At 70.1% G+C, this 26,017-nt stretch carries 15 protein-coding genes; 9 read left to right on the top strand and 6 right to left on the bottom strand.

Annotated elements, in window-relative coordinates:
* Positions 1 to 475: 475 nt before the first annotated feature.
* The 4 genes from ACQPZK_RS19335 to ACQPZK_RS19320 all read right to left on the bottom strand — a co-directional run bounded on the left by ACQPZK_RS19335 (position 476) and on the right by ACQPZK_RS19320 (position 11,505).
* Complete coding sequence (locus tag ACQPZK_RS19335) at positions 476 to 1,828, bottom strand: ricin-type beta-trefoil lectin domain protein (protein ID WP_433534337.1); 1,353 nt, start codon at positions 1,826 to 1,828, stop codon at positions 476 to 478.
* A 275-nt stretch (positions 1,829 to 2,103) separates the two neighbouring features.
* Complete coding sequence (locus ACQPZK_RS19330) at positions 2,104 to 8,295, bottom strand: S8 family serine peptidase (protein WP_433534336.1); 6,192 nt, start codon at positions 8,293 to 8,295, stop codon at positions 2,104 to 2,106.
* Between the two features lie 13 nt (positions 8,296 to 8,308).
* Complete coding sequence (locus ACQPZK_RS19325) at positions 8,309 to 8,452, bottom strand: hypothetical protein (protein WP_433534335.1); 144 nt, start codon at positions 8,450 to 8,452, stop codon at positions 8,309 to 8,311.
* A gap of 98 nt (positions 8,453 to 8,550) precedes the next feature.
* Entirely contained in the window at positions 8,551 to 11,505 is a 2,955-nt protein-coding gene (locus ACQPZK_RS19320) for an ATP-binding protein (protein ID WP_433534334.1), read from the bottom strand.
* Positions 11,506 to 11,605: 100 nt separating this feature from the next.
* Between ACQPZK_RS19320 and ACQPZK_RS19315 the strand changes: the two genes are divergently transcribed.
* Entirely contained in the window at positions 11,606 to 12,853 is a 1,248-nt protein-coding gene (locus ACQPZK_RS19315; RefSeq protein ID WP_433534333.1) for an FAD-dependent oxidoreductase, read from the top strand.
* A gap of 8 nt (positions 12,854 to 12,861) precedes the next feature.
* On the top strand, positions 12,862 to 13,401 hold the full coding sequence (locus tag ACQPZK_RS19310; protein WP_433534332.1) for a MarR family winged helix-turn-helix transcriptional regulator: 540 nt from the start codon (positions 12,862 to 12,864) through the stop codon (positions 13,399 to 13,401).
* On the opposite strand, the gene ACQPZK_RS19305 is transcribed toward ACQPZK_RS19310, so the two are convergent.
* Complete coding sequence (locus ACQPZK_RS19305) at positions 13,350 to 14,138, bottom strand: IclR family transcriptional regulator (protein ID WP_433534331.1); 789 nt, start codon at positions 14,136 to 14,138, stop codon at positions 13,350 to 13,352. The two genes, ACQPZK_RS19310 and ACQPZK_RS19305, sit on opposite strands and share 52 nt — an antisense overlap.
* A gap of 231 nt (positions 14,139 to 14,369) precedes the next feature.
* On the opposite strand from ACQPZK_RS19305, the gene ACQPZK_RS19300 reads away from it, so the two are divergent.
* Positions 14,370 to 15,623, top strand: a complete 1,254-nt coding sequence (locus ACQPZK_RS19300; RefSeq protein ID WP_433534330.1) for a fumarylacetoacetate hydrolase family protein — start codon at positions 14,370 to 14,372, stop codon at positions 15,621 to 15,623.
* Positions 15,620 to 17,137: an aldehyde dehydrogenase family protein gene (locus tag ACQPZK_RS19295; RefSeq protein WP_433534329.1), complete on the top strand. Its 1,518-nt coding sequence runs from the start codon at positions 15,620 to 15,622 to the stop codon at positions 17,135 to 17,137. The genes ACQPZK_RS19300 and ACQPZK_RS19295 overlap by 4 nt, the downstream gene beginning before the upstream one ends.
* 243 nt (positions 17,138 to 17,380) lie before the next feature.
* Here ACQPZK_RS19295 and ACQPZK_RS19290 read toward each other — a convergent pair whose 3' ends face one another.
* Entirely contained in the window at positions 17,381 to 18,904 is a 1,524-nt protein-coding gene (locus ACQPZK_RS19290) for an alpha-N-arabinofuranosidase (protein WP_433534328.1), read from the bottom strand.
* Between the two features lie 458 nt (positions 18,905 to 19,362).
* On the opposite strand from ACQPZK_RS19290, the gene ACQPZK_RS19285 reads away from it, so the two are divergent.
* From ACQPZK_RS19285 to ACQPZK_RS19265, 5 genes are all read left to right on the top strand, one after another.
* Positions 19,363 to 20,385 (top strand): LacI family DNA-binding transcriptional regulator, encoded by a 1,023-nt coding sequence (locus tag ACQPZK_RS19285; protein WP_433534327.1) that lies wholly within the window; start codon positions 19,363 to 19,365, stop codon positions 20,383 to 20,385.
* 82 nt (positions 20,386 to 20,467) lie between these two features.
* The gene (locus ACQPZK_RS19280; RefSeq protein WP_433534326.1) at positions 20,468 to 22,642 is read left to right on the top strand and encodes an alpha/beta hydrolase; all 2,175 of its coding nucleotides are present in this window, start codon (positions 20,468 to 20,470) and stop codon (positions 22,640 to 22,642) included.
* A gap of 107 nt (positions 22,643 to 22,749) precedes the next feature.
* A complete protein-coding gene (locus ACQPZK_RS19275; RefSeq protein ID WP_433534325.1) occupies positions 22,750 to 24,090 on the top strand; it encodes an ABC transporter substrate-binding protein in 1,341 nt (446 codons plus the stop codon).
* Between the two features lie 77 nt (positions 24,091 to 24,167).
* On the top strand, positions 24,168 to 25,109 hold the full coding sequence (locus tag ACQPZK_RS19270; protein ID WP_433534324.1) for a carbohydrate ABC transporter permease: 942 nt from the start codon (positions 24,168 to 24,170) through the stop codon (positions 25,107 to 25,109).
* On the top strand, positions 25,110 to 25,994 hold the full coding sequence (locus ACQPZK_RS19265) for a carbohydrate ABC transporter permease (RefSeq protein WP_433534323.1): 885 nt from the start codon (positions 25,110 to 25,112) through the stop codon (positions 25,992 to 25,994).
* Positions 25,995 to 26,017: the final 23 nt, after the last annotated feature.

Raw genomic sequence — 26,017 nt, 5'->3', positions numbered from 1 at the left:
GTCCGGCGTCGGCGCCCCAGCCGGTGGGCGCTGCCCGGCGTACGTCGTCTCGGCTCAGCGCCGGCAGATCGGCTGATCTGACCTTCACCACCGGGAGCTCGAATGCGAACTCCACGTTCGACCCGTCCGCGAACGAGACCCTGACGTGGGTATCGGGACCTGCCGGGTGGTTGTCCAGCCACTGCACGTGGACGACCTCGGCCGTCAGCGACCCGTCGGGACGTACCAGAGCGAAGCCCTCCAGGTCACCCTGGGCGACGTCCCGATGGAGCTGTTCGCGCTGCTCCGCAAGCTGGCGTTGTCGTCAGCGTCGTCGTGCGTCGGCGTCCGACATGAAGTGCATTCTGCAACGGGCCACCCGGCCGAGAGGTGCGCGGTGCGCCGCAGCGCGAGGCCAACTCGGTCGGCCACCCGGATGACCCGACACAGACGCGCCGCCCGGAACGTGCCCGGGCGGCGCGTCTGTGCACCAGAGTCAGGTGCGCGTGCTCCACTGCTGGTTGGCGCCGCCGTGGCAGGCCCAGAGGTGCAGCTGCGTCCCGTTGGCCGTACCGGAACTGACGGCGTCCAGGCAGAGTCCCGACTGCGCCGAGGTGATGGTGCCGTTGGAGTTGACGTTCCACTGCTGGTTGGTCTGACCGTTGCAGTCCCAGATGATGACGGCGGTGCCGTTGCTGCTGCCGCCTCCGCTGGCGTCCAGACACTTGTTGCCGTAGACGGTCAGCGTGCGGTTGGCGGTACGGGTCCAGCGCTGGTTGGTACCACCGTGGCAGTCGTACAGCTGTGCGCGGGCGCCGTTGGTCGTGCTGGAGTTGGGAATGTCGACGCACCGGCCGGACTGGCTGCCCACGATCAGCACGTTCTGCTGGGTGGGCGGCGGGGTTGACGGCGGAGGAGTCGACGGCGGGGGAGTGGTGGGCGGCGCGCCGCCACCGAACTGGGCGAAGAAGTTCCACACCTCCTGCTTGACCCAGCTCCGCGCGCCGCTCTCGCAGCCGGCGCACCCGTCGACCGGACCCTGTTGGTGGCCGCCGTCGAACGCCGCCCACAGCACCGGGTATCCGGGCTGACAGGAGTAGGCGGTGGTGATGTGGGTCCGGCTGCCCGCCGCCGGTTCGGGCGGGTTCTGTGCGGCGCAGCCGTTGTTGCGGACGAACCTGTCGCGCAACGACCGGCCGCTCGGGATGTTGTCGTTGATGCCGTGGATTCCCAGGTACGCCACGGGCTGGGTGCCGCCGCTGCAGCCACTGATCGCCCCCGGGGCGGCGATGGCCGCGACCGCGCGGAACACCGTCGGTCGGGAACACGCCAACGAGTAGCTCATCGCGCCGCCGTAGCTGAACCCGACGGAGAAGAGTTGTGTCGTGTCGACACAGAGGGCGTTCTCGATCACGCGGACCATGTCGTCGGTGAAGGTGACGTCCTCACCGTTGGCGTTGCCCCAGCCGTTGTTGAGACCCTGCGGGGCGACGAAGATCGTGGTGTTGTTCGCCTGCGAGAGCATGCCGTAGTAGGCCCACGGCGCGCCGTCGCTCCCACCCGACGCGACCTGACTGGCGGTGCCGCCCAGCCAGTGGAAGCCGAAGGCCAGCCGGTGGGCGTAGGTGTTGTTGTAGCTGTCGGGTAGCCGAAGGATGAAGCTGCGGCTCTTTCCGCCGCTCTGGATGGTGTGGGTGCCGCTGGTCAATCCCGGCGCCTTGCCGCAGCCGGCGGTGGTGGCTGCGGATGCTGGAGCGACGGTCGTGACGACGTACATGCCGACGGCGATCAGGAGCAGGACCGCCATGGCCGCCCCGACCCAGGGGGCGGACAGTCTGCGAAGTGGCACAGCTGGATCTCCTTGTCTGCGGATGAAGAGGCGACGTGCCCACGGCCCGGCTCCACGCCACAGGTGCTCACCACCGGTCCCGCCGCCCACGCGGGACGAGTGGCCGTCGAATCGATTCGACGTCGAAGCTAGATCAGGCAGTGAAATATGTCAATGTCATGCCCGGTTGGTTACCGGTTGGTGACGTGCCCCATCGGCTGGCGGAGCCGCCACGTCGACAGACAAGGTCAGGCCCCCACGGCGAGGCTGCCGTGGGGGCCTGACACTGCGGCCGGCTACTTCTTCAGGCGCGGGTCCTCCTGCACCTTCAGGGCGTTGAGGATCGGATCACCCTCGCCCTTCTCCCGGGTGAACTGGATCGTCAGATCGCCACCGATGTGCTCGACCGTGACCGCGTTCGTGTCGACGGTCAGCGCGCCCACCTTCGCCTGCACGTCGTGGTCGTAGAGCACGACCTTGCCGTCGGCGAGCACGTCGAACGCGCGCTTGCCGGCCTTGACCTTCTCGAGCTCCGCGAAGTCGAGGCCGATCCGGTACGTGCCGGCGGGGGCGTTCTTGAACACGTAGCTGAACGTGTCGCCGGTCCGCTGGGTGCGGAACAGCGCGTCGTCAGTCGTACCGGCGATGTCGGCCTTGGTGGTGTGCGCCTTTCCGCCGACGTAGCCCCACTGCCGCGAGCCGAGCGCCTGGTCGGGCGCCCAGAAGAAGCCCGAGGCGTCGACGTACCCGGACCCGCCCGCGTCGACGCCCTTCCAGTACGCCGACGTCGCCAGGCGGACCGGCTTGAGCTGGCTTTCGCCCTTGCCGGCGGTGGACGCCACGAGCACGTCCCCGACGAGTACGCCGGGCTTGATGCCGGCGTTGTCGGCCGTCACCGTGACCGTGGTCGACGTGCCGGCCGCGAGCGTCACCGGGCCGGTCGCGGCCGGGCCCGTGAGGGTCAGCCACGGCAGGTCGGCGGCCTCGTGCCCACCGTCGTCGGTGCGCTTCTGCTCGCTGACCCGCACCTCAAGCGGTGCGGAACCGGTGTTGGTGACGGTCACGTCGGCCGTCGCCTTCTGGCCCTTGTCGAGGAGCCAGTCGATGTCCTCTCCGGCGACGGTGGCGATGCCCGTGGTCAGCGCCGTGTCGACCACCTCGGCCTGGTCCTTCTTCGTGATGGTCACCGGGTGGCTGACAGTGACGTAGTTCGGCGCCTCCACCTGCACCGTGTTCCCGCCGACGAGCGCCTGGGCCTTCCACCGGCCCTTCGCGTCGGTCGTGATGACCCGCTCACCGGCCGGTCCCTTGAGCGTGACGATCGCCCCTTCGATCGGCTTCTTGTCGTTCCTGTCGGTGACCGTGCCCTCGATCGTGCCCGCTGCCGGGAGGGTGTACTCCAGGCCCAGGCCGGCCTTCAGGATGGGCTGTTCGAAGGCGTACTGGAGCGCGGGGTTGCGGTTCAGGCTCTCCACGCCGACCGTCGCCGACGAACCCTTGGTGAGGGGGTTGTCGCCGCCGACGCCGTCGCCGTAGCCGATCTGGATCCGTCCGTCCGCGATCAGGGTGACCGAAAAGCTCACCCGAGCGCTCGGGTCAGCGAAGAAGGTGACGTTGCGCCATTCGATGACCTGCGCCGGGACCCCGTCCACCTCGGTCGTGCCGAAGTAGATGCCCGCCTCGTCGTCGACGACGAGATTGTCCCAGAACGGGTAGACAGCGTCGATCGGGTCCGGGGACGGGAGCGGCGTGTTGTCACCGAACCCGCCGACGCGGTCGAATGTGAGCGCGCCGTTCATCGTCACGCACACGCCGTCCCAGGCGGTGTCGTAGAACGGCTGGAGGTAGTCGGAGTCGAAGAACAGCGGGCCGCAGAGCTCGTCGCCGTGCCACCCGGACTCCTGGGTGCCCTGGCGGTAGAGCCCTTCGGTCACCTTCATCGAGTACGAGCGACCGGCGGGCGCCACCGGTACCGGACCCGGGTCCGGCTGCTCGGGCTCGGGCTCCGGCGCCACCGTGTCCGCCCGCGGGTCGAGCGTCACCCGCAGCGCGGCGATGCTGGGGGCCTTCAGCCCCTTCGAGCCCCGCAACTCCACGGTCAACGGACCGCCCTCGTGCTGCACGACGGCCCTGCGCCAGTCGGCGGCGTTCGGCCCCACGGCCGCGGTCGGGTCGTACGCGTAGTCCGTCAGGGCTCCATCCACGAGGACGTCGAACACCCGCTTGCCCTTGGCCGCCTTGTCGATCTCGGCGAACCCGAAGTCGATGGCGTAGGTGCCCTTGGGTGCGTCCGGGAAGCGGTAGAACAGCTGCTTCTCCGCGCTGGTGCGCTGCGACTGGAACAGGAGGTCGTCCGTCGTACCGGCGATCGGGGCCTTCGTGGACGCGACCTTCGTCTTGCCCTCGTAGCCCCAGGCCTTCTTGCTGGCCGGTTGGTCGGCGGACCAGGCGTAGCCGGTGCCGTCGGTGAACGTCGCGCCGCCGGCGTTGACGCCGACCTGGTACTTCGTAGTCGTGAGCGTCACCGGAACGTAGCTCTTGGACTGACGTCCGGAGTCGGACCGGACCACGATGTTCGCGCCCTGGACGCCGGGCTTGGCGCCCTTGGACGAGATCGAGACCTGGACGGTCGTCGACTGGCCGGGGGCGAGGGTGCCGCCGGTCGAGGAGAGCGACAGCCACGGCAGGTCGGTGAGCAGATCGTCCTCGACGTCGACGAGGACGACGTCGTCTGCGACCTGATCGACCGCCCACAGCGCGCCGGACGAGTCGGTCTCGAGGCCGCCGCCCTGGTTCGTCTTCTTGCCCGGGAACCACCACGCGTTCACCAGTGAGCAGTCGTCGGGGTCGACTTGCAGCAGGCGGGTGGGCCGGTTCGAGGTGAGGTCGGTATACCAGATCGTGTCCGAAGCCTGGTTGTAGGCCAGGCCGATGATCTCGGGCAGCGGTGGGGTGCAGAAGGACAGCAGCGCGCCCGGGTTGTCGTGCGACGTACCGGCCACGGTGCCGATCTTGCCGTTCCGCCGGCCACCGACGTAGAAGACGTCCTTGGCCGGGTTGTAGGCGAGACCGGTCAGCTGCGAGGTGACGAAGTCGCCCTTGATCTGCCTCGTCTCCTTGCCGGTGTCCCGGTTGAAGCAGTGGATGAAGCTGGCCGGGCTGTCCTCCATCTGGCACATGTCACCGGTCTTGGTGTCCAGGGCCATGTCGAAAGCCCGGTAGGCGGGGTTCCACGCCGCGTCGAAGACCTTGCCGGTCTTCTTGCCGGTCACCGTGTAGGCCGTGTTGGTGCGCGCCTCGTAGTCGTGGACCCAGACGTCGCCGTCGTAGCCGACGCCGGTGGGCACCTTCTCCCCGACCTTGCCGGGGATGGGGAGCCGGGTGATGACATCGCCGCCGGAGGTCGCCCCGACCTTGGCGGCCGCCTGCGCCTCCGCGGTGCTCGACGTGGCGGCACTGCTGTCGGTGCTGGACGGCTGCATACCGCCCGCACCGGCCTTCCATCCGGCGAGGTCGATCGTGCTCGCCGCGCCCCTGCCGGTACGCGCGGTGGCGCCGGCGGCGTCGAGCTCGGGGTGCCGCGCGGCCTCACCCAGGGTGTACGTGAGCGGGGCGGAGCCGGTGTTGGTGAGCGTCAGCGAACCGACGCCGTTCTGGTCGGTGCCCAGCAGCGTCTCCAGGCCGTCGGCCTTCAGGCCCGCGACACCCGTGGTCAGGCGCGCGTCGATCTTCGCCTGCGCGTAGAGCTTGTCGAGCGAGAAGGGGTACGACCCGGTCGTGTAGTTCGGCGCCTCGACCGTCATCGTGTAGCCGCCCACCGGAAGCTGGCGGTGCACGAGACCGGTCCCGTTGGTCGTGACGGTCTCGACGAGCCCGTCCTCGGTGCTGAAGGAGACCGTGGCGCCGGCTACCGGCAGCCCGTCGTTCTTGTCCACGACGGTCGCGTCGAGGTACCCGAAGTCCGGCATGTCGTAGGTGACGATCATCCCGTCGCGCAGCACCGGGGCGTGGTCGGAGAACCGGATGCCGTCGACGCCGGCCCAGCCCTGGATGCCGGTGACGCCGTTCGCGCCGGCGGTCACCGGGTCGTCGGACCCGACGCCGTCGCCGTACCCGAAGATCATCGTGCCCGAGCGGGTGAACGTGGCCGAGAAGTTGACCGGGGCCGTGTACTCCGAGCGGATGGGGTAGGCCCACAGCTTGGCGTTGCGGTACTCGACGACGAACGCGTCCTCACCGTTGACCTTGGTGGCGGCCGTGAAGACACCGCCGCCGGGGGCGAACTCGACGGGGCTCTCCATATAGAACGGGAAGGCGCCCGCGCCGCCGTAGCCGGGGCCGGTGCTGCCGTCCGGAGAGATGATGCCGCGCAGGCCGACGCCGAGGGTGTCGTGGCTGCCGTTGTACAGCGCGATCGGGAACGGCAGCTTCACCGTCGCCCACACCCCGTTGCCGAACGTGACCTGCTCGGTGCCGCGCAGGTAATCGCCCTCGGTGACGGCACAGCTGTAGCCGCCCTTGTCGACGACGAGCCCGACCGGGATCTCGGGCGACTCGTTCTGCGCGCCCACGGTCAGCGGGAGCGTCCTGGGCGAGAAGCAGGAGTTGGGCGTGACCGTCAGCTGGTACGTGCCCTCGGGGACAGCGGCGATCGTGAACGTGCCGTTGGCGTCCGTGCGTACCGGCTTCAGCGGCGTGTCCCGGACCGCGACGTCGGCGTTCGGTACGGGCCGCTTCTTGTCGTCGACGACCCGACCGCTGATGTCGTGCTTGGCGGCGGCCGTGAGCGGCAACGTGACGGAGGTGTCCTGGCCGAGGGTGATCGTGGCCTTGGCGGTCGCGGTCAGGTAGCCGAACACCTTGGTGGTGAGCTGGTAGTCACCGACCGGCAGGTTCGTCGTGAACCGGCCGTCCTTGTCGGTGCCGATCGACCGGCTGAACGGCCCGCTGATCGTCACCTCGGCGGCGGGGACCGGGGCGCCGTCGGCGGTCACGACACCGGTCAGGGTGCCGCCCTTGCGCGGCGCGAGTTCGAGCAGGCGGACGAGGTCGAGCCGGCCCTCGCCGTACTTGTTGTTGAGCTCGGCGGTGCCGCCGCACTCGGTGTCGTCGACGTCGGTGGCCGACTCGGCGAGCAGACGACGGGTCTCGTCGACCTGCCCGATCAGGGTCGGGTCGTAGCTCCAGAGCGCCGCGACGGCGCCGGCGACGTGGGGCGCCGCCATGGAGGTGCCGGACATCTCGACGTAGTTGTTTCCCGGGTACGACGACCGCACGCCGTCACCCGGCGCGGAGATCTCGGGCTTGATGCGACCGCCCGCACCCTCGCCCTTGCGGGAGAAAAGGGCAAGGGTCCCGTCCGACTTGTAGGCGCCGACGGAGTAGGCGCTCTCGGCGGCGCCCGGGGAGGAGACGGTGTCACAGTCCGCGTACGGCGTGGTGTTGCCCGACGACCAGGTGCTGAAGATGCCTGCGGCGGTCCAGGCCTCGTCGATCGCCTGGAAGAAGTCGTCGAAGTCGTGCTCGAGGTTCTGGCCCCACGAGTTGTTGACCACGTGCGGGCGCTTGGACGGGTCGGGGTTGTTCCCCTGAAGGTCGGTCGGGGCGAGCAGCCACCAGCCGGAGCGCAGCAGCGACTCGACGCCGGTGCTCTCGCAGCAGCCGTTCGTCGCGATCCACTGCGCGTCCGGGGCGACGCCGACGTGGTCGGTGCCGTCGACGCCGACCATGGTACCCATGGTGTGCGTGCCGTGTCCGTTGTCGTCGCACGGCGCGTCGGTGCACGAGCCCCGGGTGGCCATCCAGTTGTAGTTGTGGTCGATGCTGCCGTCCGGCTTCGCGCCACGGTACTGGCGCGACAGCGCGGGGTGGTCGAACTCGACTCCCGAGTCGAGGTTGGACACGGTGATGCCGGCGCCGGTCGCGCCCATGGCCCACGCCTGCGGGGCGTGGATCGCCTCGAGACCCCACGTGACGGTGTCGTCCGCGCCGGCCTTCGGGGCGGCGGGTCGGGCCGCCTGGTCGGCGGGGAGCTTCTTCTCCACGGGCGGGACCAGGGCGACCTGCGGCGTCGCGTGGATCTCGGCGACCTGCACCCCTGCGGCCACGTCGAGGGCGAGCTTCTCGGTGCCGCCCTTGACGAGTACGGCGTTGGCGATCGGGTAGGGGGTGTACGTGACACCGGCCCGGTCGAGGTCGGTGGAGACGGAGGCCAGGGAACTCTTCGACGCGGCGGTCAGGGCGTCGTAGACGAACTGGCCGCGGGCCGTCCAGTCGGCGATCTTCTTCGCCGGCCCGAGGTCGGGCTTCGTGTCGAACGTGATCCAGAAGTCGGAGGCTGGCTGCGTGCGGAAGCGGTCCTTCAGGGACGGCGCGATCTTGCGGGCCGACGTGCCCGGGTCCGGCTCGGCGGCGGACGCCGGTATCGGCTGGAGCACGGTCAGGCCGACCGCTGCGGCAAGCGTTGCCGCGAGGGCTGTAAGTCTCATCGGGGTCCTTCGCCTACAGGGGTTGGTAGGGGTCGTGGCTCACGTGGTCGACGGCACCGTCGGCGTCGCGTACGTCGGAGGCGTCGCGCGTGGTGACGCGCGATTCGCCGAGCCGCTCGGGTGGCGGCGGGAGCTCGAGGGCGGATTCGTCAGGCACGACGGGACGCTCAGGCATGCATTGCCCATGGGCTATGGATCATGGACTCATGCTCGGCGAGCCGGATGGCCGTAGCTATCCGGCGGATACGTCAAAATTCACGAGGCGTTGTCGAGGGATTCGTCCTCGGCGAACACACCGGCCTCCACCGCCTTGACCGCGAGCGCGGTCCGGCTGCTCACCTTCAGCTTGCGCATCGCGGCGCGTAGCTGCTGGTCCACGGTGGCCGGAGACTTGGCCAGGATGCGGCTGATCTCCCGGTTCGTCTTTCCCGCGACGACCAGTTGGACCACGTCGAGTTCGCGAGGCGAGAGTTGGTCCCCGTACCCGCGGCGGCCACCGCGCCACAGTCGCGGGACCTCGGCGCCGTGTTCGCGGAGCCGCTGCGCGACACGGTCCGCGTCGCCCCGGGCGCCGAGCCTGAACAGCCGCTCGTACTGTGCCGCCAACAGCTCGCGACCCTCCTCGACGCGGCCCTGCGCGATGATCGCCTCGGCCTGACGCTCGCGGGCGCGCATCGCGTCGTACGGGCGCGGCAACGCGTTCCAGGCACGCGCCGCCCGGTCGTACGACGTCGCCGCCCGGGCGTGGTCACCGCCGGCGGCGAGCAGCAGGGCACGGCACACGGTGAGCGCGGCGCGCGGCGCGGGCGCCGTACGACCACGCAGCCCTCTGGCGAACTGGTCGGCCAGGCGTGTCGCGGCCGTCAGGTCACCGGCCGCGAGGTGCGCCTCGATGCTGGCGGGGACGAGATCCGTCGCCCAGACCCAGACGCCCTTTCGCCGGACGGTGTCCATCGGCTCGTCCGTGATCCGCAGTGCCCGGCCGCTGTTGCCGTCGGCCAGCCACAGTCTCGCCAGTGCCGCGGCGGCCTCCATCGTGTCGTCGGCCGCGCCGAGACGGGCGGACTCCTCAAGGACCAGCCGGAACTGCTCCTCGGCGGCACGCCGCCGCCCGGCCGCGGCCGCCAGGCGGGCGGCGAGGCGAATGCTCCCCAGGTAGTGCGCCGGCCGGTCCCGGTCGGCGTCGGTCAGTGCCGCGCTCGTCTCGGCGAGGCCGTCCCACCGGCCGGTGAACCACGCCAGGTTGGCCTGTTCGAGTCGGACGTTGTGCTGCAACCGGGACGCCTGCTCGACCTCGGCGAGGCGCAGGGCGACGTCGAGGTGGTCCTCCGCGTCGGCGTACCGGCCCCAGATCAACGCGCCGGTGCCGACATTCGTGTGGATGCGGGCGACGTCGAGACGCTCCGTCGAGGTCGTGCCATCGAGGGGCAGGTCCGCGACGACCTCCCAGGCCTCCTCCTCGCCCAGCATGAGCAACGCGGCGGCGCGGTTTCCGGCCAGGTTCAGCCTCTCCGCCGGGGAGTCGATCTGGGCGGCGAGGTCGGCGGCCCGATCCAGCCATCGGCGATGGGTGGACGCCGGCCACGGCCCGGCGTAGGCCCAGCCGAGGTAGGTCATCGCCCGGGCCGCCTCGACCGGGTCGTGGTCGAGGTTGGCGACCGCCTGCTCCAGCTCGCGGAGGGCGGCCTGCGCCTCGCCTCCGGTGATGAGGAGCCGTCCCAGGGGATTGCGGATCTCGGCCTGCTGCCGGGCGGTGAGGCCGGGGGTCTCCAGCACCGAGCGCAGGGTACGGATCACCCGGTGGTAGACCTGGTCGACCTTCTCCCGGCGGCCCAGCGCGGCGACCCCGGCGATGCGGGCGACCCGCGCCCGGTCCGCCGGTGGCAGCACAGCCCACGACAGCAGGTCGACCAGCAGGTCCACCGCCTTGGTGTGGTCGCCCGAGGCCATGGCCAGCTCGGCGCCCTGTTCGGCGTACCGTGCCCAGGACGGGATCTCGCCGGCCTCGCGGAAGTGGTGGGCGAGGCGCGCCACGGGCGGTGGGTGGAGGTGCTCCAGGGCGCGACCGGCCAGCAGGTGCACGTGTCTACGGTCGGTCAGCGGGATCGACTCGTAGACCGCGGTGGCGGCCAGGACGTGCCGGAAGCGCCACCTGCCGCGGTCGTCTCCGTCCAGGACACCGGCGCTGGCCACCTCCGCGATGGCGCTCCGGCACGCGGTCGGCGACAGGCCGGCCGTCATCGCGATCGTCGCCACCGAGGACCGTTCCGCCAACGTCGCCGCCGCGCGTAACGCCTGCTGTGCCGTGGGCGACAGGCGGCTCACCCGCTCCCGGGTGGAGTCGCGCACCGTCGGCGGCACCTGTAGCTCACGCAGCTTCAACCGGACCCACTGGCCGTCGCGGAAGACGAGGTCGGCCCGGTCACACATGAGACGGACCGACTCCTCCAGCGCCAGCGGGACGCCGCCGGTCCGCTCGTGCAGGAACGTGGTGAACTCCTGCGAGATCGGGTTGCCGTCCAGCATCGAGGAGACGAGCGCCGCCGTGTCGTCGGGTCGCATGGGCGCGAGGGCGATCCTCAGCTGCGTCACACCGGCGGGCAGCCGGGACGTCAGCCGCAGCAACAGCGAGCCGTCGTCGACCTCCTCGGGCCGGTAGGAGATGACGAGGCTCGGCCCGTCGGACTGCTGTCGGGAGATGACGAACAGCAGGAACTCCAGCGTCACCTCGTCGGCCCAGTGCGCGTCCTCGAGGACGAGGACGTCGACACGCAGCGCCCGCAGCAGCTCGTCCAGGGCGCGGAACAGGCGATGCCGGGCCGCCTTCGCGTCGTCCAGGGGCGGCAGCGCCGGCGGAAGGCTCGCGGACCATTCGGGGAACAGGGGCCGTAGCGCGCCCGCGAGCGCGGTGAGCCGCAGCCGCGACACCGGACGGTCTGTCCCCCCGAACGCGTCGACGATCGGCCCCAACGTCAGCGACTCACGCAGCGGTGGGCACACCGAGACCAGGGTGGTGCGCTGAGTCGGCGCGGTGTGCCACTCGCGCAGCAGCCGGCTCTTGCCGATCCCCGCCTCGCCCTCCACCAGCACGATCGCCGGCGGCCGGGCCAGGGCGCCCCGCAGGGCCGCCAGCTCCCGGTCACGACCCACGAAGCGCGGGGTGGAGACGGTTGGTGCGGTCCCGTCGTCCTCGTTCGAGGGGTCGAGCATGCGTGATGATCTCGCTTTTCCATGCTGGGACACAAGACCATCGCCGTCGGTGGTTCCCGGGCGACCTTGCGGAAATCATCTTAGTCATTAAGATAACCGCGTGGGCATATCGACGGACTTCTCGGTGGCTATCGCCGGCGGCGGCCTCTCCGGTCTCTGCCTCGCCCAGTACCTCACGCGCGCCGGCATCGACGCGCACGTCTACGAGCGGGACCCCGGCCCCTTCGTCCGGCGGCAGGGCTACCGGATCATCCTCGACCGGTACGGGTTGGCGGCGTTGCGCGAGAGTCTGCCCCGCCCGCTGTACAACCTGGCGCTGACCACCGGCGACGAGCCCGGCGGGCACCTCCGCTTCACCGACAGTCGACTCCGGGACGCGTTCACCATCGCCTTCAAGGACGAGCCGTACGCCACCCGTCAGGTCGACAGACTGACGCTGCGCTCGATCCTGCAGACCGGGCTCGACGGGCGGATCCACTACGGCAAGGAGGCCGTCGCGGTGGACAGCGGCGGCCCTGCCGGGCTGCGACTGCGGTTCTCCGACGGCGGGGCCGTCGCGGCGACCGTCGTCGTGGGCGCGGACGGCGTCGGGTCGGCGCTACGGGCGCAGCTCATGCCGGACGCGGCCCCGGCGAGCGCGCCGATGGCGGGCATCTACGGTCGGTCGCCCCTGCGGCGCAACGGAGAGAGCATGATCCCGGACGCGCTGCGCAGCAGCGGCGTCCTGGCCATCGCCGATCGGCCCGGCCGGGCGTTTTTCTTCACCCCCATGCGGTTCGCCGAGAGGCCACGTGAGGCGTTCGCCCGTCTGGCCCCGGGCAGCTACGCGCCCACCGGCGACGACTACGTCATGTGGGGACTGCTGCTCCGGCAGGAGGAGGTTCCCATCGGCGTGCGCGGCGACCTGCTGGCGCTCTGGCGGCTGGCCGCCGGGATGAGCACGGACTTCCACCCGCTCGTCCGACGGCTGGTCGCCACGGCCGAGTTGGACGCCACGGTGCTGAACCTCTTCGCCACCGGCCGTCGCCCGCAGCGGTGGGCGGTGCCCCGGGCGACGATGATGGGCGACGCCGTGCACGTGATGCCACCGTTCGGCGCCCATGGCGGTAACACCGCACTGCGCGACGCCGCTCTGCTCGGCCGAAGGCTGCTCGAGGCGCGGGCGACCGGTCGGGCGGTGGAGGAGGCGATCGCCGCCTACCAGGACGAGATGGTGCCGTACACCTTCCGTGCCGTCGACACCGCCGGCCGGCTGATGCGCCGTCTCACCGGCGGCGCGACCGCACCACACTGGGTGTTGACCCGCCTGTTACCTCGGCTGCACCGGGTCACCGTGCCGGAGGCATGATTGCGGGCATGTCCCAGGTGCCGGCCCGTGCGTCCGCGATCGCCGACCTCATGCGCGCCGGACGGGAGATGTCCCGGCTGTCCATGGTGTTCCGCTATGCCATCGCGGAGCGGCTGGGCCTGACCGTGAGCGACCTGGAGTGCCTGGACCACCTGGCGGACGTCGGGTCCGCCACCGCGGGGCAGGTCGCCGAGCGCACCAACCTCACCACCGGGGCGGTGACCAGCATGCTGCGCCGGCTCCAGCAGGCGGGCTACGTGACGGCCGAACGCGATCCGACGGACCGTCGGCGGGTGATCGTCACCCTGCGCCCGGAGCGGGTGGCCGAGCTGACGCGGCCGTACGAGCGGTTCGCCGAGCGGGCCGAACACCTCGTCGAGGGTTACAGCGTCGAGGAGGTCGCGCTGCTGGTCCGGCACTACGACCGCATGCAGGCGATGTACCTCGCCGAGTTGGACCGCCTCCGGCATGGCGACACCGCGCAGCGGGCGCGCGCTCATATCGCGGACCCCGCGTCGCCGCCCGGGGCGACAGAGGGCCGAGGGTAGCCGAGTTCGTACGAGATCTGACGTGCGGTCTCCAGAAGGAGCGGCAGGTTGCCCTTCAACTCGTCGAGGCTTGCGATGACCTCGATCGCCGTGATCGAGACGGCGGCGATGACCTGTCCTCGGGAATCTCTGATCGGGGCGGCCACGCACATGACGTACGCGTCGTGCTCACCGTTGTCCACGGCCCAACCGCGTTCCTGGATGCGGGCGAGCTCGGTGTCGAGGGCGTCGCGGTCGGCGAACGTGGTGTTGGTGAACCTCTCGAAGACGACGGGGGAGAGCAGCCGCTCGCGATCCTGGCGGGGCAGGTACGCCAGGATGGTCTTGCCCACGGCGCTCGCGTAGATCGACACCGCGCGCCCGACCCGGGAGGGGAGCTTGACGGCGTCGAACGCCGGGCTGTCCACCTTGTCGATGTAGATGATCTCGTCACCGGTCAGCTGTGCCAGGTGCACGGTGTGGCCGGTCTCGCGTTGCAGCGCCCGCAGGTGCGCGGCGGCCGGCTGGCGCAGGTCCATCGCGCCGAGCGCGAGGTCCGCCAACTCGATCAGCCCGCTGCCGAGCACGTAGGTGCCCGCGCCGGTACGGCGGACGAAGCGCGCGGACTCCAGTGTGTGCAGGATCCGTAGGGCGGTCGATTTGTGTACGCCCAGTACGTCCGCGGCCTCCGTCAGGGACAGCGGACGTTCGGCGGATCGACGGATGAGGTCGATCGCGCGGCGGATCGATTGCGCCATGGCTGTGTCTCCCCTCGCACGGCGCGGCTTCCCCAGGTCGAGGACGACGGCGACCTCGTCGCCGCTGCCGTTGCATCATGTGCAATGTAGATGACGCGATGCGCAATCTCCACTTGACAACGTTGCACATGTCGCTACGATCGTTGCAATTTATGAACTTGACTCCGACTCGTAACGGTGGAGCGACGATGGGTAAGCGGCGCGCTCGTATCGGCTTCGCCGGGGCGACGAATGACGGCGACCGACGTGCCCTCGCATCCTGAGACCATCGACGGGCGGCTCACGCCGACCACCGCCGGCGAACCCCGACGCGAGGACTGGGTCGGCGACGCCGCGGAGGCCCTGCCGGACGACGCGGGGAGTGTCCTGATCGGCCGGATCTGGGATCCGTCCGTCGGCGGCCCCACACCCGTGGCCGTCCGCGACGGCGAGGTCGTCGACCTGAGCCACCGGTTTCCGACCGTCCGGGACATCTGCGAACTGCCCGACCCCGCCGCGACCGTGGCCGGGCTCGACGGGGCGCGGGTGGGGGACTTCGGGGAGATCCTGGCCAACACGGCGGTCGCGACCCGCGACCCTGGCCGGCCCTGGCTGTTGACCCCGGTCGACCTCCAGGCGCTCAAGGCCGCCGGCGTGACCTTCCCCATCTCGATGATCGAGCGGGTCATCGAGGAGCGAGCACGCGGAGACCTGGCGCTCGCGGCGGACATCCGGCAACGGATGTTCGCCGACATCGGCGTCGACCTGCACCACCTGGAGCCCGGCTCGGCCGAGGCGGATCGGCTCAAGAGCCTGCTGGTCTCCGAGGGCATGTGGAGTCAGTACCTGGAGGTGGGGATCGGTCCGGACGCCGAGATCTTCACCAAGGGGCAGGTTCTCTCCGCCGTCGGCACCGCCGTCGACGTCGGTGTGCTCGCCGCGTCGACCTGGAACAACCCGGAACCCGAGATCACGCTCATCGTCCAGTCCAGTGGCCGGATCGTCGGCGCCACCCTCGGCAACGACGTGAACCTGCGCGACATCGAGGGCCGCTCGGCGCTGCTGCTGCCTCTGGCGAAGGACAACAACGCCTCCTGCGCCATCGGCCCCCTGATCCGGCTCTTCGACGACCGGTTCGGCATGGAACGAGTACGCGAACTCGAGGTTCGCCTGGAAGTGCGCGGCGTGGACGACTTCCGGCTGGAGGCGGTCTCGGAGATGACGTGGATGTCGCGCGACCCGGAGGACCTGGTACGGCAGCTCATCGGGCCGCACCACCACTATCCCGATGGCGCCGCCCTGATGCTCGGCACCATGTTCGCGCCCATCCAGGACCGGGGCAGCCCCGGTGAGGGCTTCACCCACAAGGTCGACGACGTGGTACGGATCAGCTGCCCGGCGCTCGGCACCCTGGTCAACCGGGTGCGGCACGCCCAGGAGTGCGAGCCGTGGCACTTCGGTATCCGTGACCTGATGGGCAATCTGGCAAGGAGAGGACTGCTGTGAACGTGGTCAGCACGGTCGATCCGCGCGACGGCCAGCGTCGCGCGACGGATCTCACCGAGACCGACGAGTCCCGGGTGGACCTGATCGTCGGCCAGGCGTCCCGGGCGACGGGCTGGTTGGCCGAGCTGGGGAGGCACGGCAGGGCGGAGCTGCTGGACGCGGTCGCGGCCTCCCTCGAGGCCCGGCGGGCCGACCTGGTCGCGGCCGCCGAGGCGGAGACCGGGCTGGCCCAGGTGCGACTGGACTCGGAACTCACCCGGGCAGCCGTCCAGTTCCGGATGTTCGGCGACGTGCTCCGCGACGGGGCGTACGTCGAGGCCGCCATCGACCACGCCGCCGACACGCCGCTCGGGCCCGGCCCGGACGTGCGGCGGATGCTCGTACCCCTCGGGCCGGTCGCCGTCTTCGGGGCCAGCAACTTCCCGTTCGCCTTCTCGGTCGCGGGCGGTGACACCGCCGCCGCGCTGGCCGCCGGCTGCCCCACGGTCCTGAAGGCCCACCCGTCGCACCCGCTGACCTCGCACGCGTCCGCCGCCGCGATCGACGCGGCCGTCCGCGACCTGGGCGGCCCCGAGGGCGTCCTCGGGATCGTGTACGGCGAGCAGGCCGGCCTTGCCCTGGTGCGGCACCCCGCGATCCGTGCGGCCGCCCTCACCGGCTCGGTCAACGCCGCCCGCGCCATCCAGGCGGCCATCGACGACCGACCCGATCCCATCCCCCTCTACGCCGAGCTGAGCAGCGTGAACCCGATCGTCGTCCTGCCCGGCGCGGCCACCGACCGGGCCGAGGGGATCGCCGAGGGTCTGTTCGCCTCGTTCACCGCCTCCGGCGGCCAGCTCTGCACCAAGCCGGGTCTGGCGTTCGTGCCGGCCGGTGAGGGCGGTGACCAGCTCGTCGACGGTCTGCGCAAGAGGGTCGCCGGCTCGGGCGGCGCGGTTCTGCTGAACGAGCGGATCCGGGACGCGTACGAGATCCGGGCGGCGGAGTTCGCGCGGGCCGGCGCCCGCGTCTCGGCACAGCCGCAGGTCGAGGCCGGCGCGGGCTTCGCCGTCGCGCCGAGGCTGTTGGAGGTCGACCTGCCGGGACTGACCGCCGAGATCGCCGACGAGTGTTTCGGCCCGCTGATGGTCGTGGTCCGGTACGACGACACCGCCGACCTCGACGCCGCGCTGGCCACCGTGCCGCCATCGTTGACCGGTTCCGTACACCGTGGCCCCGAGGACGACGCCGACGTCGTCCGTTGGCTGGTCGACGTGCTCTCCGCCCGCGCGGGTCGCATCGTCTTCGACGGCTATCCCACCGGCGTCCGGGTGTCGTGGGCCCAGCACCACGGTGGACCCTGGCCGTCGACGAACGCCGTGCACACGTCGGTGGGCGCGACGTCGATCCGACGGTTCCTCCGGCCGCTGGCCTGGCAGGACGCCCCGGCCTGGGTGCTTCCCGAGGAGTTGCGCGACGAGTACACCGCCATTGTGCGACGAGTCGACGGGAGGCTGACGCCAGCGGTCGAATAATTGTGTCCGAGGGTCTCGCGGGTACGTTCCGACGCCGCCCGTGGCTGATTCGCGAATTCCTTCGCGGAAATGGTCGGAGCGGGAATCCGCGCGCCTGTTCGACAGGCGGTCGCCGCGTTTTCTCGGACGCAATTGTGTCGGTCCTGGCCGGACCGTCGACGCGATTCTCCGTACTCCCTGTGGTGGGGAAATCCCGGCCGCGCGCCCCTCGGTGAAGCCGGGGGTGCGCGGCCGGGGGTGGGTCTACGGGGTGACGTCGGTGACGCGCAGCCGCAGCATGGTCCACGACGCGGGCGCGAGGGTGAGCCGGACGCCGGCGTCCCCGGCCCGGGGCGTGTCGTTGGGGCGCGGCTCGGCGTGGTCCGGGCCGTCGGCGGTGTTCTTGGCATCAAGGTCGGCGCCGCCCACGGTGACGCACTCGACGATCTCGCCCACCTGGGCGCCGGCCAGGTCGACGGTCACCTCGGCCGGGGTGTCGACGACCCGGTTGACCAGGAAGACGGTCATCTCCGCAGTGCTGTCGTCCCAGGTGGAGACCGCGTCCACCGCGTCGATGACACCGTAGCGGTCGGTGGTCGTCGTGCTGCCGTCCCGCAGGACGTCCAGCACGACGCCCTGCGCGTGCCGGGCCGTGCGGGCGAACGGGTGGAAGATGGTCTGCCGCCAGGCCGATCCTCCCGGCTCGGTCATGATCGGCGCGATGACGTTGACCAGTTGGGCCTGGCAGGCCGCGGTGACCCGGTCGCTGTGCCGCAGCAGGCTGATGAGCAGGCCACCGACGACGACGGCGTCGGCCACGCTGTAGTGGTCCTCCAGCAGTGGCGGCGCGACCGGCCAGTCCTCGCCGCTGGGCGGCGTGGACGGCGCCGCCGACTGGTACCACACGTTCCACTCGTCGAACGCGATCATGATCTTCTTGGTCGAGCGGCGGATCGCGCCGACCGAGTCCGCGATGGCCGTGACGGCGTCGATGTACCGGTCCATGTCCTCGGCCGAGGCGAGGAAGCTGGGCAGGTCGTCGTCGACCGGCTGGTAGTAGGCGTGCAGCGAGATCAGGTCGACGTCGTCGTACGCCTCGGTGAGCACGTCGCGCTCCCAGCTACCGAAGGTCGGCATGCCGAGGTGGGACGAGCCGCAGGCGACCAGTTCGAGGTCGGGATCGAAGCGGCGCATCGCCTTGGCGGTCTGCGCCGCGAGTCGCCCGTACTCGGTCGCGCTGCGCTGGCCCACCTGCCACGGGCCGTCCATCTCGTTGCCGAGGCACCACAGTTTGATCCCGTACGGGTCGACGGCCCCGTTGTCGCGGCGCTGGTCGGCGAGGTGGCTCCCACCCCGGTGGTTGGCGTATTCCAGCAGGTCGACGGCCTCGGCGGTACCGCGCGTGCCGAGGTTGACCGCCATGATCGGGTCGACGCCGGCCTTGCCGACCCAGCGCATGAACTCGTCCAGTCCGAACGCGTTGGTCTCCAGACTGTGCCAGGCGAGGTCGAGCCGGGCCGGTCGCTTCTCGACCGGGCCGACGCCGTCCTCCCAGCGGTAGGAGGAGACGAAGTTGCCGCCCGGGTAGCGGACCGTCGTGACGCCCAGCTCGCGGACGAGCGCGAGCACGTCGCCCCGGAATCCGTCCGCGTCGGCGCTCGGGTGGTCGGGCTCGTAGATTCCGCCGTAGACACAGCGGCCCAGGTGCTCGACGAACGAGCCGAAGAGCCGGCGCGGCACCGATGCGACACGTCGCCGCGGGTCAAGGAGCAGGCGTGCGGTGTTCACGACCGCCCTCCCCGGTGGAGTGCGTGAGGCCGGACGGGTCGAGCGGCGCGGTGGGTGTTCAGGGCGGGCTCCTCTCGTACGAGGCCTCCGACGTCGGGATCCGTGTCGCGGCGCCGGGGACCCGGGGGTGGTGGGTCGGTGCGAGCTCTGGACATCGCCATGATCGTGGATTACGTTCGCGATCGATGTAAACGTTACCGATCATGCTCGCCGGAGGGAACACCCCCGCTCCGGAATGGTGCCTGACGGAGAGTGCCGTCCCGTTGTCAACGGGTAGAGCCCGCGCGCGAAATGGCGCGGTTTTGCGCGGCGGGAAGTCCGCCTTGCGCATTCCCGTTAGGACCTTGCTCCGGCGCTCGCGCCGGGATGAAAGGGTCTTGTGTTCATAATCGTGGTCGGTTACGTTGGCAACATCCTGGAAACGTAACCGATAACGATTGCAGTCCAGAGAGAGCGGCATGATCGAAGCCAATGCGCCGGTGACAATGAGTGATGTCGCCCGGATCGCCGGCGTTTCCACCGCCACCGTCTCCCGCGTCGTCAACGGGCACTACGGCGTCAGCGCCCGCACGATCGCTCAGGTCCGCACCGCCATCGAACAACTTGGCTACGAGTCGAGCCTGGTGGCCTCGAGCCTCCGGCGCAGCCGCACCAACGTCCTCGGCCTCGTGGCGCACAGCTTCCAGTCGTACACGGCCGAGGTGCTCAAGGGGGTCATGAAGGCGCTCAGCCGTTCCGGCTTCGACCTCATCATCTACGCCAACAGCGACCTCTACGGGTCCTACTCGGAGGGCTGGGAGCAGCGGCACCTGACCCGCCTGTCGGGCACCCTCACCGACGGATGCATCGTGGTCACGCCCTGGGGCGAGATGCGCAGCCGTACACCGGTCGTGGCCATCGACCCGGTGCGCGGCGCGACGGCGCCCTCGGTCATGGCCGACAATCTCGCCGGCGCCACCACCGCCGTCGAGCACCTGCTCGACCTGGGCCACCGCCGCATCGGGTTCATCGCCGGGCGCGACAGCCTCGCCTCGGCGTGGTCCCGGGAGGAGGGCTACCGGGCGGCGCTCGCCGCCGCCGGCGTCCCGGTCGACCCGACGTTGATCGAGCGGGGGGATTTCAATCCCGAGTCGGCGGTTCCGTTGGCGCGTGCCCTGTTGCAACGGGCGGACCGGCCCTCGGCCATCTTCGCCGCGAGCGACGGGATGGCCCTCAAGGTCCTGGAGGTCGCCAGGGAGCTTGGGCTCTCCGTCCCGCGGGACCTGTCCGTCGTCGGCTTCGACAACATCCCGGAGTCGGCGTCGACCGAACCCGGTCTGACCACAGTCGACCAGTCGATGTACCAGCTCGGGTACGAGGCGGCGCGGATGCTCAAGTCACTGGTGACCGGCGAGTGGGACGAGCCGCACCAGATAGTCCTGCCGACCAGCCTCGTGGTCCGCGAATCGACCGCAGCACCGGCGAGCGATCGAAGGAGGTGAGCGCTACCGCACGGCGAGATCCACCGATGGTTGAGCCGGCCAGCGGGTCGCATCCGCTGCCGGCACAGGAAAGGAGTGGAGCGTGACAACCGCACAGTATCACGGGCGCTCATCCCGCCTCGGCGTACGCCGACTCACGGCGGTGTTCAGCGCCGGAGTCATCGCCATGGCGGCGGCCCTGCTCGCGCCGCAACCGGCAGCGGCGGCGGACACGCCGTGGCTGGACGTCTCCCCGGACCGCTACGCCTCGTTTACCGTTCCGGCCGCGTACGTCCAGGAGCATCTGGGCACCGTCTCGCAGGTCGTCGTCGAGGGCAACTTCGGCCCGTCCGCCACCTGGGCGGAGTTCGGCCTGACCCGTCGTGGTGACGTCTGGTCCGGCGTGCTCGGCGCGCTGACGCCCGGGCTGTACCGCTACCAGGTGACCGCCGACGACACCAAGACCATCAAGGACCCGACGAACAGCACGGGCGTGGCGTCCGACCCGCTGCTGAGCACCTTCCTGGTCGCGGGCGACTCGGCGCGCTGGCTGGCCGACGCCCCGGCCGGCACCGGCGGCATGGTCGGGACGTTGACCTACCGGGTCCGGGGCGAGCAGCGCTCCGCCCTGGTCTGGACGCCACCCGGGTACGCGGCCAAGAAGCCGAAGGGCTACCCGGCGCTCTTCCTGGAGTCGGGGAACGGCGTGGCCGCCACCGACTGGCTCGACCTCGGTCGCACGAAGCAGATCCTCGACAACCTCTCGGCGGCGGGCGCGATGCAGCCGATGGTGGTGGTGATCGCCGACAGCGCGGACGACCGGGAGCTGAAGGATCTCCGCAGGGCGGTCGCGGACAACTACCGGGTCCTGCGTGACCCGGCGCACCAGGCCATCGCCGGCGTCGGCGACGGCGCGGCGCGGGCGGTCCGGGCGGCGTTCGCCAAGCCGGGTCAGTTCGGCTATGTCGGATGGTTCTCCGGCACGTCGGCGCCGACGATCGACCGTAGGGACGCCACCGCGCTCAACCACCTCAAGCTGCTGCGGCTCTACACCGGGAACGTGACCGACCCGGCCCACAACAGCACCTACCGGCTGACGAAGGCGTTGGACCGCGCCGGCGTCCGCTTCGAGTTCGACGGGGTCAACCCGGACGGCGGCGGGAACTGGACCACCTGGCAGGAGAACCTCGTCGACTTCGTACCCCGGCTGTTCGGGCACGTGTCGGACCACGGACCGAGCCCGGGCCACGGGCGGTTCACGGGCGAGTTCACGCCGCCGCCGGCCGGCACCACCCCGACGCCCTTCGTCACCGAGGACGGTTTCGTCACCTTCGAGACCACCACGGACTTCGCGGACGCCCAGCACGTCACGGTGTGGGCCAACATCGCGCCGGGGGGCAGTTGGTTGCGCGTGCCGCTGACGCGTGACGGCGACCGGTGGCGGGCGACCGTGGGGCCGCTGAAGCCCTGGTTCTACTACTACCGGCTGATCGTCGACCGGGTGCCGTTCAAGGACGTCTCGAACCCGACGAGGGTGACCACGGAGCCGATGTGGAGCACCTTCCTGGTGCCGGGCCCTGCGGCCCGACTGCTCACGGACGTGCCCGCCGGCCAGGGCGGCAAGGTCGAGAGCATGACCTACACCAGCACGGTGGCCGGTCAGGACCGCACCGCGCTGGTGTGGACCCCACCCGGGTACGACCCGCAGCGGGCCCAGCCCTATCCCGTCCTCTACCTCCAACACGGCGGCGGGCAGAACTACACGGACTGGGTCGAGATGGGCCGCGCCAAGCAGATCCTCGACCACCAGTTCCTCGACGGCGACCTCACGCCCATGGTGGTCGTGATGGGCAACGGCAACTCGTCGAACTTCAACCGGGAACTGTTGGACAACATCGTGCCGACGGCCCGGTCCCGCTACCACGTCTCCAGCGACCCGTCCCAGCAGGCCCTCGCCGGGCTGTCGATGGGCGGTGGGCAGGCGTTCGGCGTGCTGAAGGCCTACCCGGGCCAGTTCGCCTACGTCGCGGCCTTCTCGGCCGGCTTCGGCAGCGCCACCGGCGTCGACGTCGCGGCCATCAACAGCGGCACCAGGATGCTCCGGCTGTACGTCGGTGACCAGACCGACTTCGTGTACCCGAGCTTCATGGCCTCGCTGACCACGATGGACACCCTCGGTATCCGCTACGAGTTCGACGGGGTCACCCCCGGGCCGCACGGCTGGGACGTGTGGCAGAAGAACCTCATCGACCTGGCGCCCCGTCTGTTCAAACGCTAGGAGCCTGCCCGGGCGACGCCACCGGGGAGCGGGGTCCCAGCGCCCCGGTGGCGCCCGCCGGCGCATGGATGTCTGTGCACCGCCACCTTCCGAAGGGAACCATCTCAATGAAGAGAAGACGCATACTCGCCACGGTGGCCATGCTCGCGGCCGGGAGCGGCCTGGTCGCCTGCTCCTCGGACGACGGCGGCAGCGACGCGAGCAACTGCACGAACACCATCACCAAGCAGAACGTGCCGGTCGTGACGATGTGGGGCTGGTACCCCAACACCCAGCTCGTCGTCGACAACTTCAACAAGCTGCACGACGACGTGCAGGTGTGCTGGACCAACGTCGGTCAGGGCGGCGACGAGTACGACAAGTTCCAGACGGCCATCTCGGCGGGCACCGGCGCGCCCGACGTCATCATGGTCGAGGCGGACCGGATCCCGACCTTCCAGATCCAGGGCGCGCTCGTCGACATCAAGCAGTACGGCTACGACGCGGTCAAGGCCAACTACGGCGAGGGCGCCTGGAAGGACGTGTCGGTGGGCGACGCCGTCTACGGCGTCCCGGTCGACGGTGGTCCGATGGGCATGATCTACCGCAAGGACATCTTCGACAAGTACCAGATCACCCCACCGAAGACCTGGGCGGAGTACGAGCAGGCCGCGCAGAAGGTGAAGGACGCCGGCGGCCCGTTGTTCGGGGACCTCGGCGCGAACGTACCGGCGGTCCTGATGGCGCTCCAGATCCAGAAGGGCGCCGCCCCCTTCACCTTCGATCCGGCGCAGCCGAAGGCGATCGGTGTGAAGCTCAACGACCAGGCGTCCAAGGACGTGCTGGACTACTGGGGCGGCCTCGCCAAGAAGGGCCTGGTCGGCACGCAGGACCAGTTCACCCCCGAGTACATCTCCGGTGTGATCAACGGGAACTACGCGACCTACATCTCGGCGGCGTGGGCGCCGGGCTACCTCACCGGCGCGGGCGTCGGTAAGGGCCAGGACACCGGCAAGTTCGCGGTCGCGCCACTGCCGCAGTGGGATCCGGCCAACCCCGTGCAGGTGAACTGGGGTGGGTCGGCCTTCTCGGTGACCAAGCAGGCCAAGAAGCCGGAGCTGGCGGCGAAGGTCGCCTACGGCCTCTACGCCGACAAGGAGTCGCTCACCGACGGCTGGACCAACCAGATCATCTTCCCGCTGAACCTCACGGCGCTCAAGGATCCCGCGTTCGTCGACCTCAAGGTGGCGTTCTTCGGCGGCCAGCAGGCGAACAAGGAGGTCTACCTGCCCGCTGCCGAGGCCTACAAGGGTGTGGCCTACGCGCCCTTCGGCCAGTACTACCTGGACGCCATGACGAAGCAGATCAGCGAGGTCATCAAGGGCTCGATCACCGGCGCACAGGCGGCCGACAAGCTCCAGGAGGACGTCGCGAAGTACGCCAAGGAGCAGGGCTTCACCGTTCAGTGACCGCTCTGGGTGGGCCGTGCCGGCGGTGGTCGGCCGGCCCACCCACGACCCCCGCGTCCACGTTCCGGAGATCACAGATGACAGTCCTGACCGAGAAGCGCACACCGCGCCCACCGAGTGAGACGCGCACGATCCGTGGCAAGGTGCACCTCCGCGAGCACCTGATGGGGTGGCTCTTCGTCGGGCCCTTCGCGATCGTCTTCCTGGCGTTCCTCATCGCGCCGCTGGCGTACGCGCTGTACCTCAGCCTCTTTCAGAAGAAGCTGATCGGCGGCACCAGCTTCGTCCTGTTCGACAACTACGTGAAGGCGTTCACCGACCCGAGCTTCCTGTCCGGCGCCTGGTTCGTCATCCGCTTCTCGCTCGTCTCCATCCCGATCCAGATCGTCCTGGCGCTCGTGATGGCCCTCATCCTGGACGCCGTGACCACGCTGTTCGCGCGCTTCTCCCGCCTCATGATCTTTCTTCCGTACGCGATCCCCACCGTGATCGGCGCCGTGATGTGGGGGTTCCTCTACAGCAAGGGCTTCGGCCCGCTCACCGACATCTTCGGGCTGTTCGGCGCCACCGCGCCCGACTTCCTGAGCAGCGACCTGATCTTCTACGGCCTGCTCAACGTCGTCACCTGGCAGTGGGCCGGCTACTACATGATCATCCTGTACGCGGCACTGCAGGGCATCGACCCGACGCTCTACGAGGCCGCCCGGATGGACGGCGCCGGACGGTGGCAGATCGCGACACGCATCAAGATCCCGCTGATCGCGCCCGCGCTGATCCTGATCCTGGTCTTCTCGCTCATCGGCACCCTGCAGTTCTTCAACGAGCCGCAGATCCTGCGCTACCTCGCCGCGGGCACGATCGGGGCCGACTTCACCCCCAACATGTACGCGTACCAGCAGGCCTTCTCGCTCGCCAACTTCAACTACGGGTCGGCGATCTCGTTCGCGCTCGGCGGCATCGTCTTCATCTGCGTGTACGCCTTCCTGTTCTTCACCCGCAAGCGGAGGAGCTTCCTCTAGATGGCCGACCACACCAGCGTCCGCGCCGGCGTCCGCCGGCCGCAGCGCTACCTCCCTCTGCAGATCCTCCTCGGCTTCCTGGTGATCTACTTCCTGGTGCCGTTCTGGTGGGTCGTCGTCAACAGCTCCAAGGACGCGCCGGGCCTGTTCGGTGGCGGCAACACGATGTGGTTCACCGACCAGATCGACTACCTCGGCAACCTCCGGCAGCTCTTCACCTACGACGGTGGCATCTACCTGCGGTGGATCCTGAACTCCACGCTGTACGCCATCGCCGGCGGCGTCGGCGCCACGATCCTGGCGGTCATGGCCGGCTACGGGTTCGCCAAGTACCGGTTCGCCGCGCGGCGCTTCAGCTTCGCCGTCGTGCTCGGCGCGCTGATGGTGCCGGCCACCGCCCTGGTCATCCCGACGTTCATCATGTTCTCCCGGCTCGGGCTGACGAACACGGTCTGGGCGGTGATCCTGCCGTCGCTGCTCAACCCGTTCGGCGTCTATCTGATGCACGTGTACGCGCGCGACGCGGTGCCGGACGAGCTGCTGGACGCGGCGCGGGTCGACGGCGCGGGCGAGGTGCGCACGTTCCTGCAGATCGCGCTGCCGCTGATGCGTCCCGCGGTGGTCACCGTGCTGCTCCTGTCGGCCGTGGCGTCCTGGAACAACTACTTCCTGCCCCTGGCCATGCTCTCGGACAACCGGCTGTTCCCGGTGACCGTCGGTCTCGGCCTCTGGCAGGGGATCGCCTCGGCGAACAACTCGGGAGGCACCTCCCTGTGGAGCCTCATCATCCTGGGCTCGCTGGTGTCCGTGATCCCACTGGTCATCGCGTTCTTCAGCCTCCAACGGCACTGGCGCGGCGGCCTGTCCGTCGGCGGCCTTCGCTAGCTCGCGCCGCGCGATCACCAGGA

Source organism: Micromonospora sp. CA-249363 (assembly GCF_050950185.1).
GTDB lineage: Bacteria > Actinomycetota > Actinomycetes > Mycobacteriales > Micromonosporaceae > Micromonospora.
The sequence above is the reverse complement of the archived record's forward strand: the minus strand, read 5'-3'. Positions and strand labels throughout refer to the sequence as shown.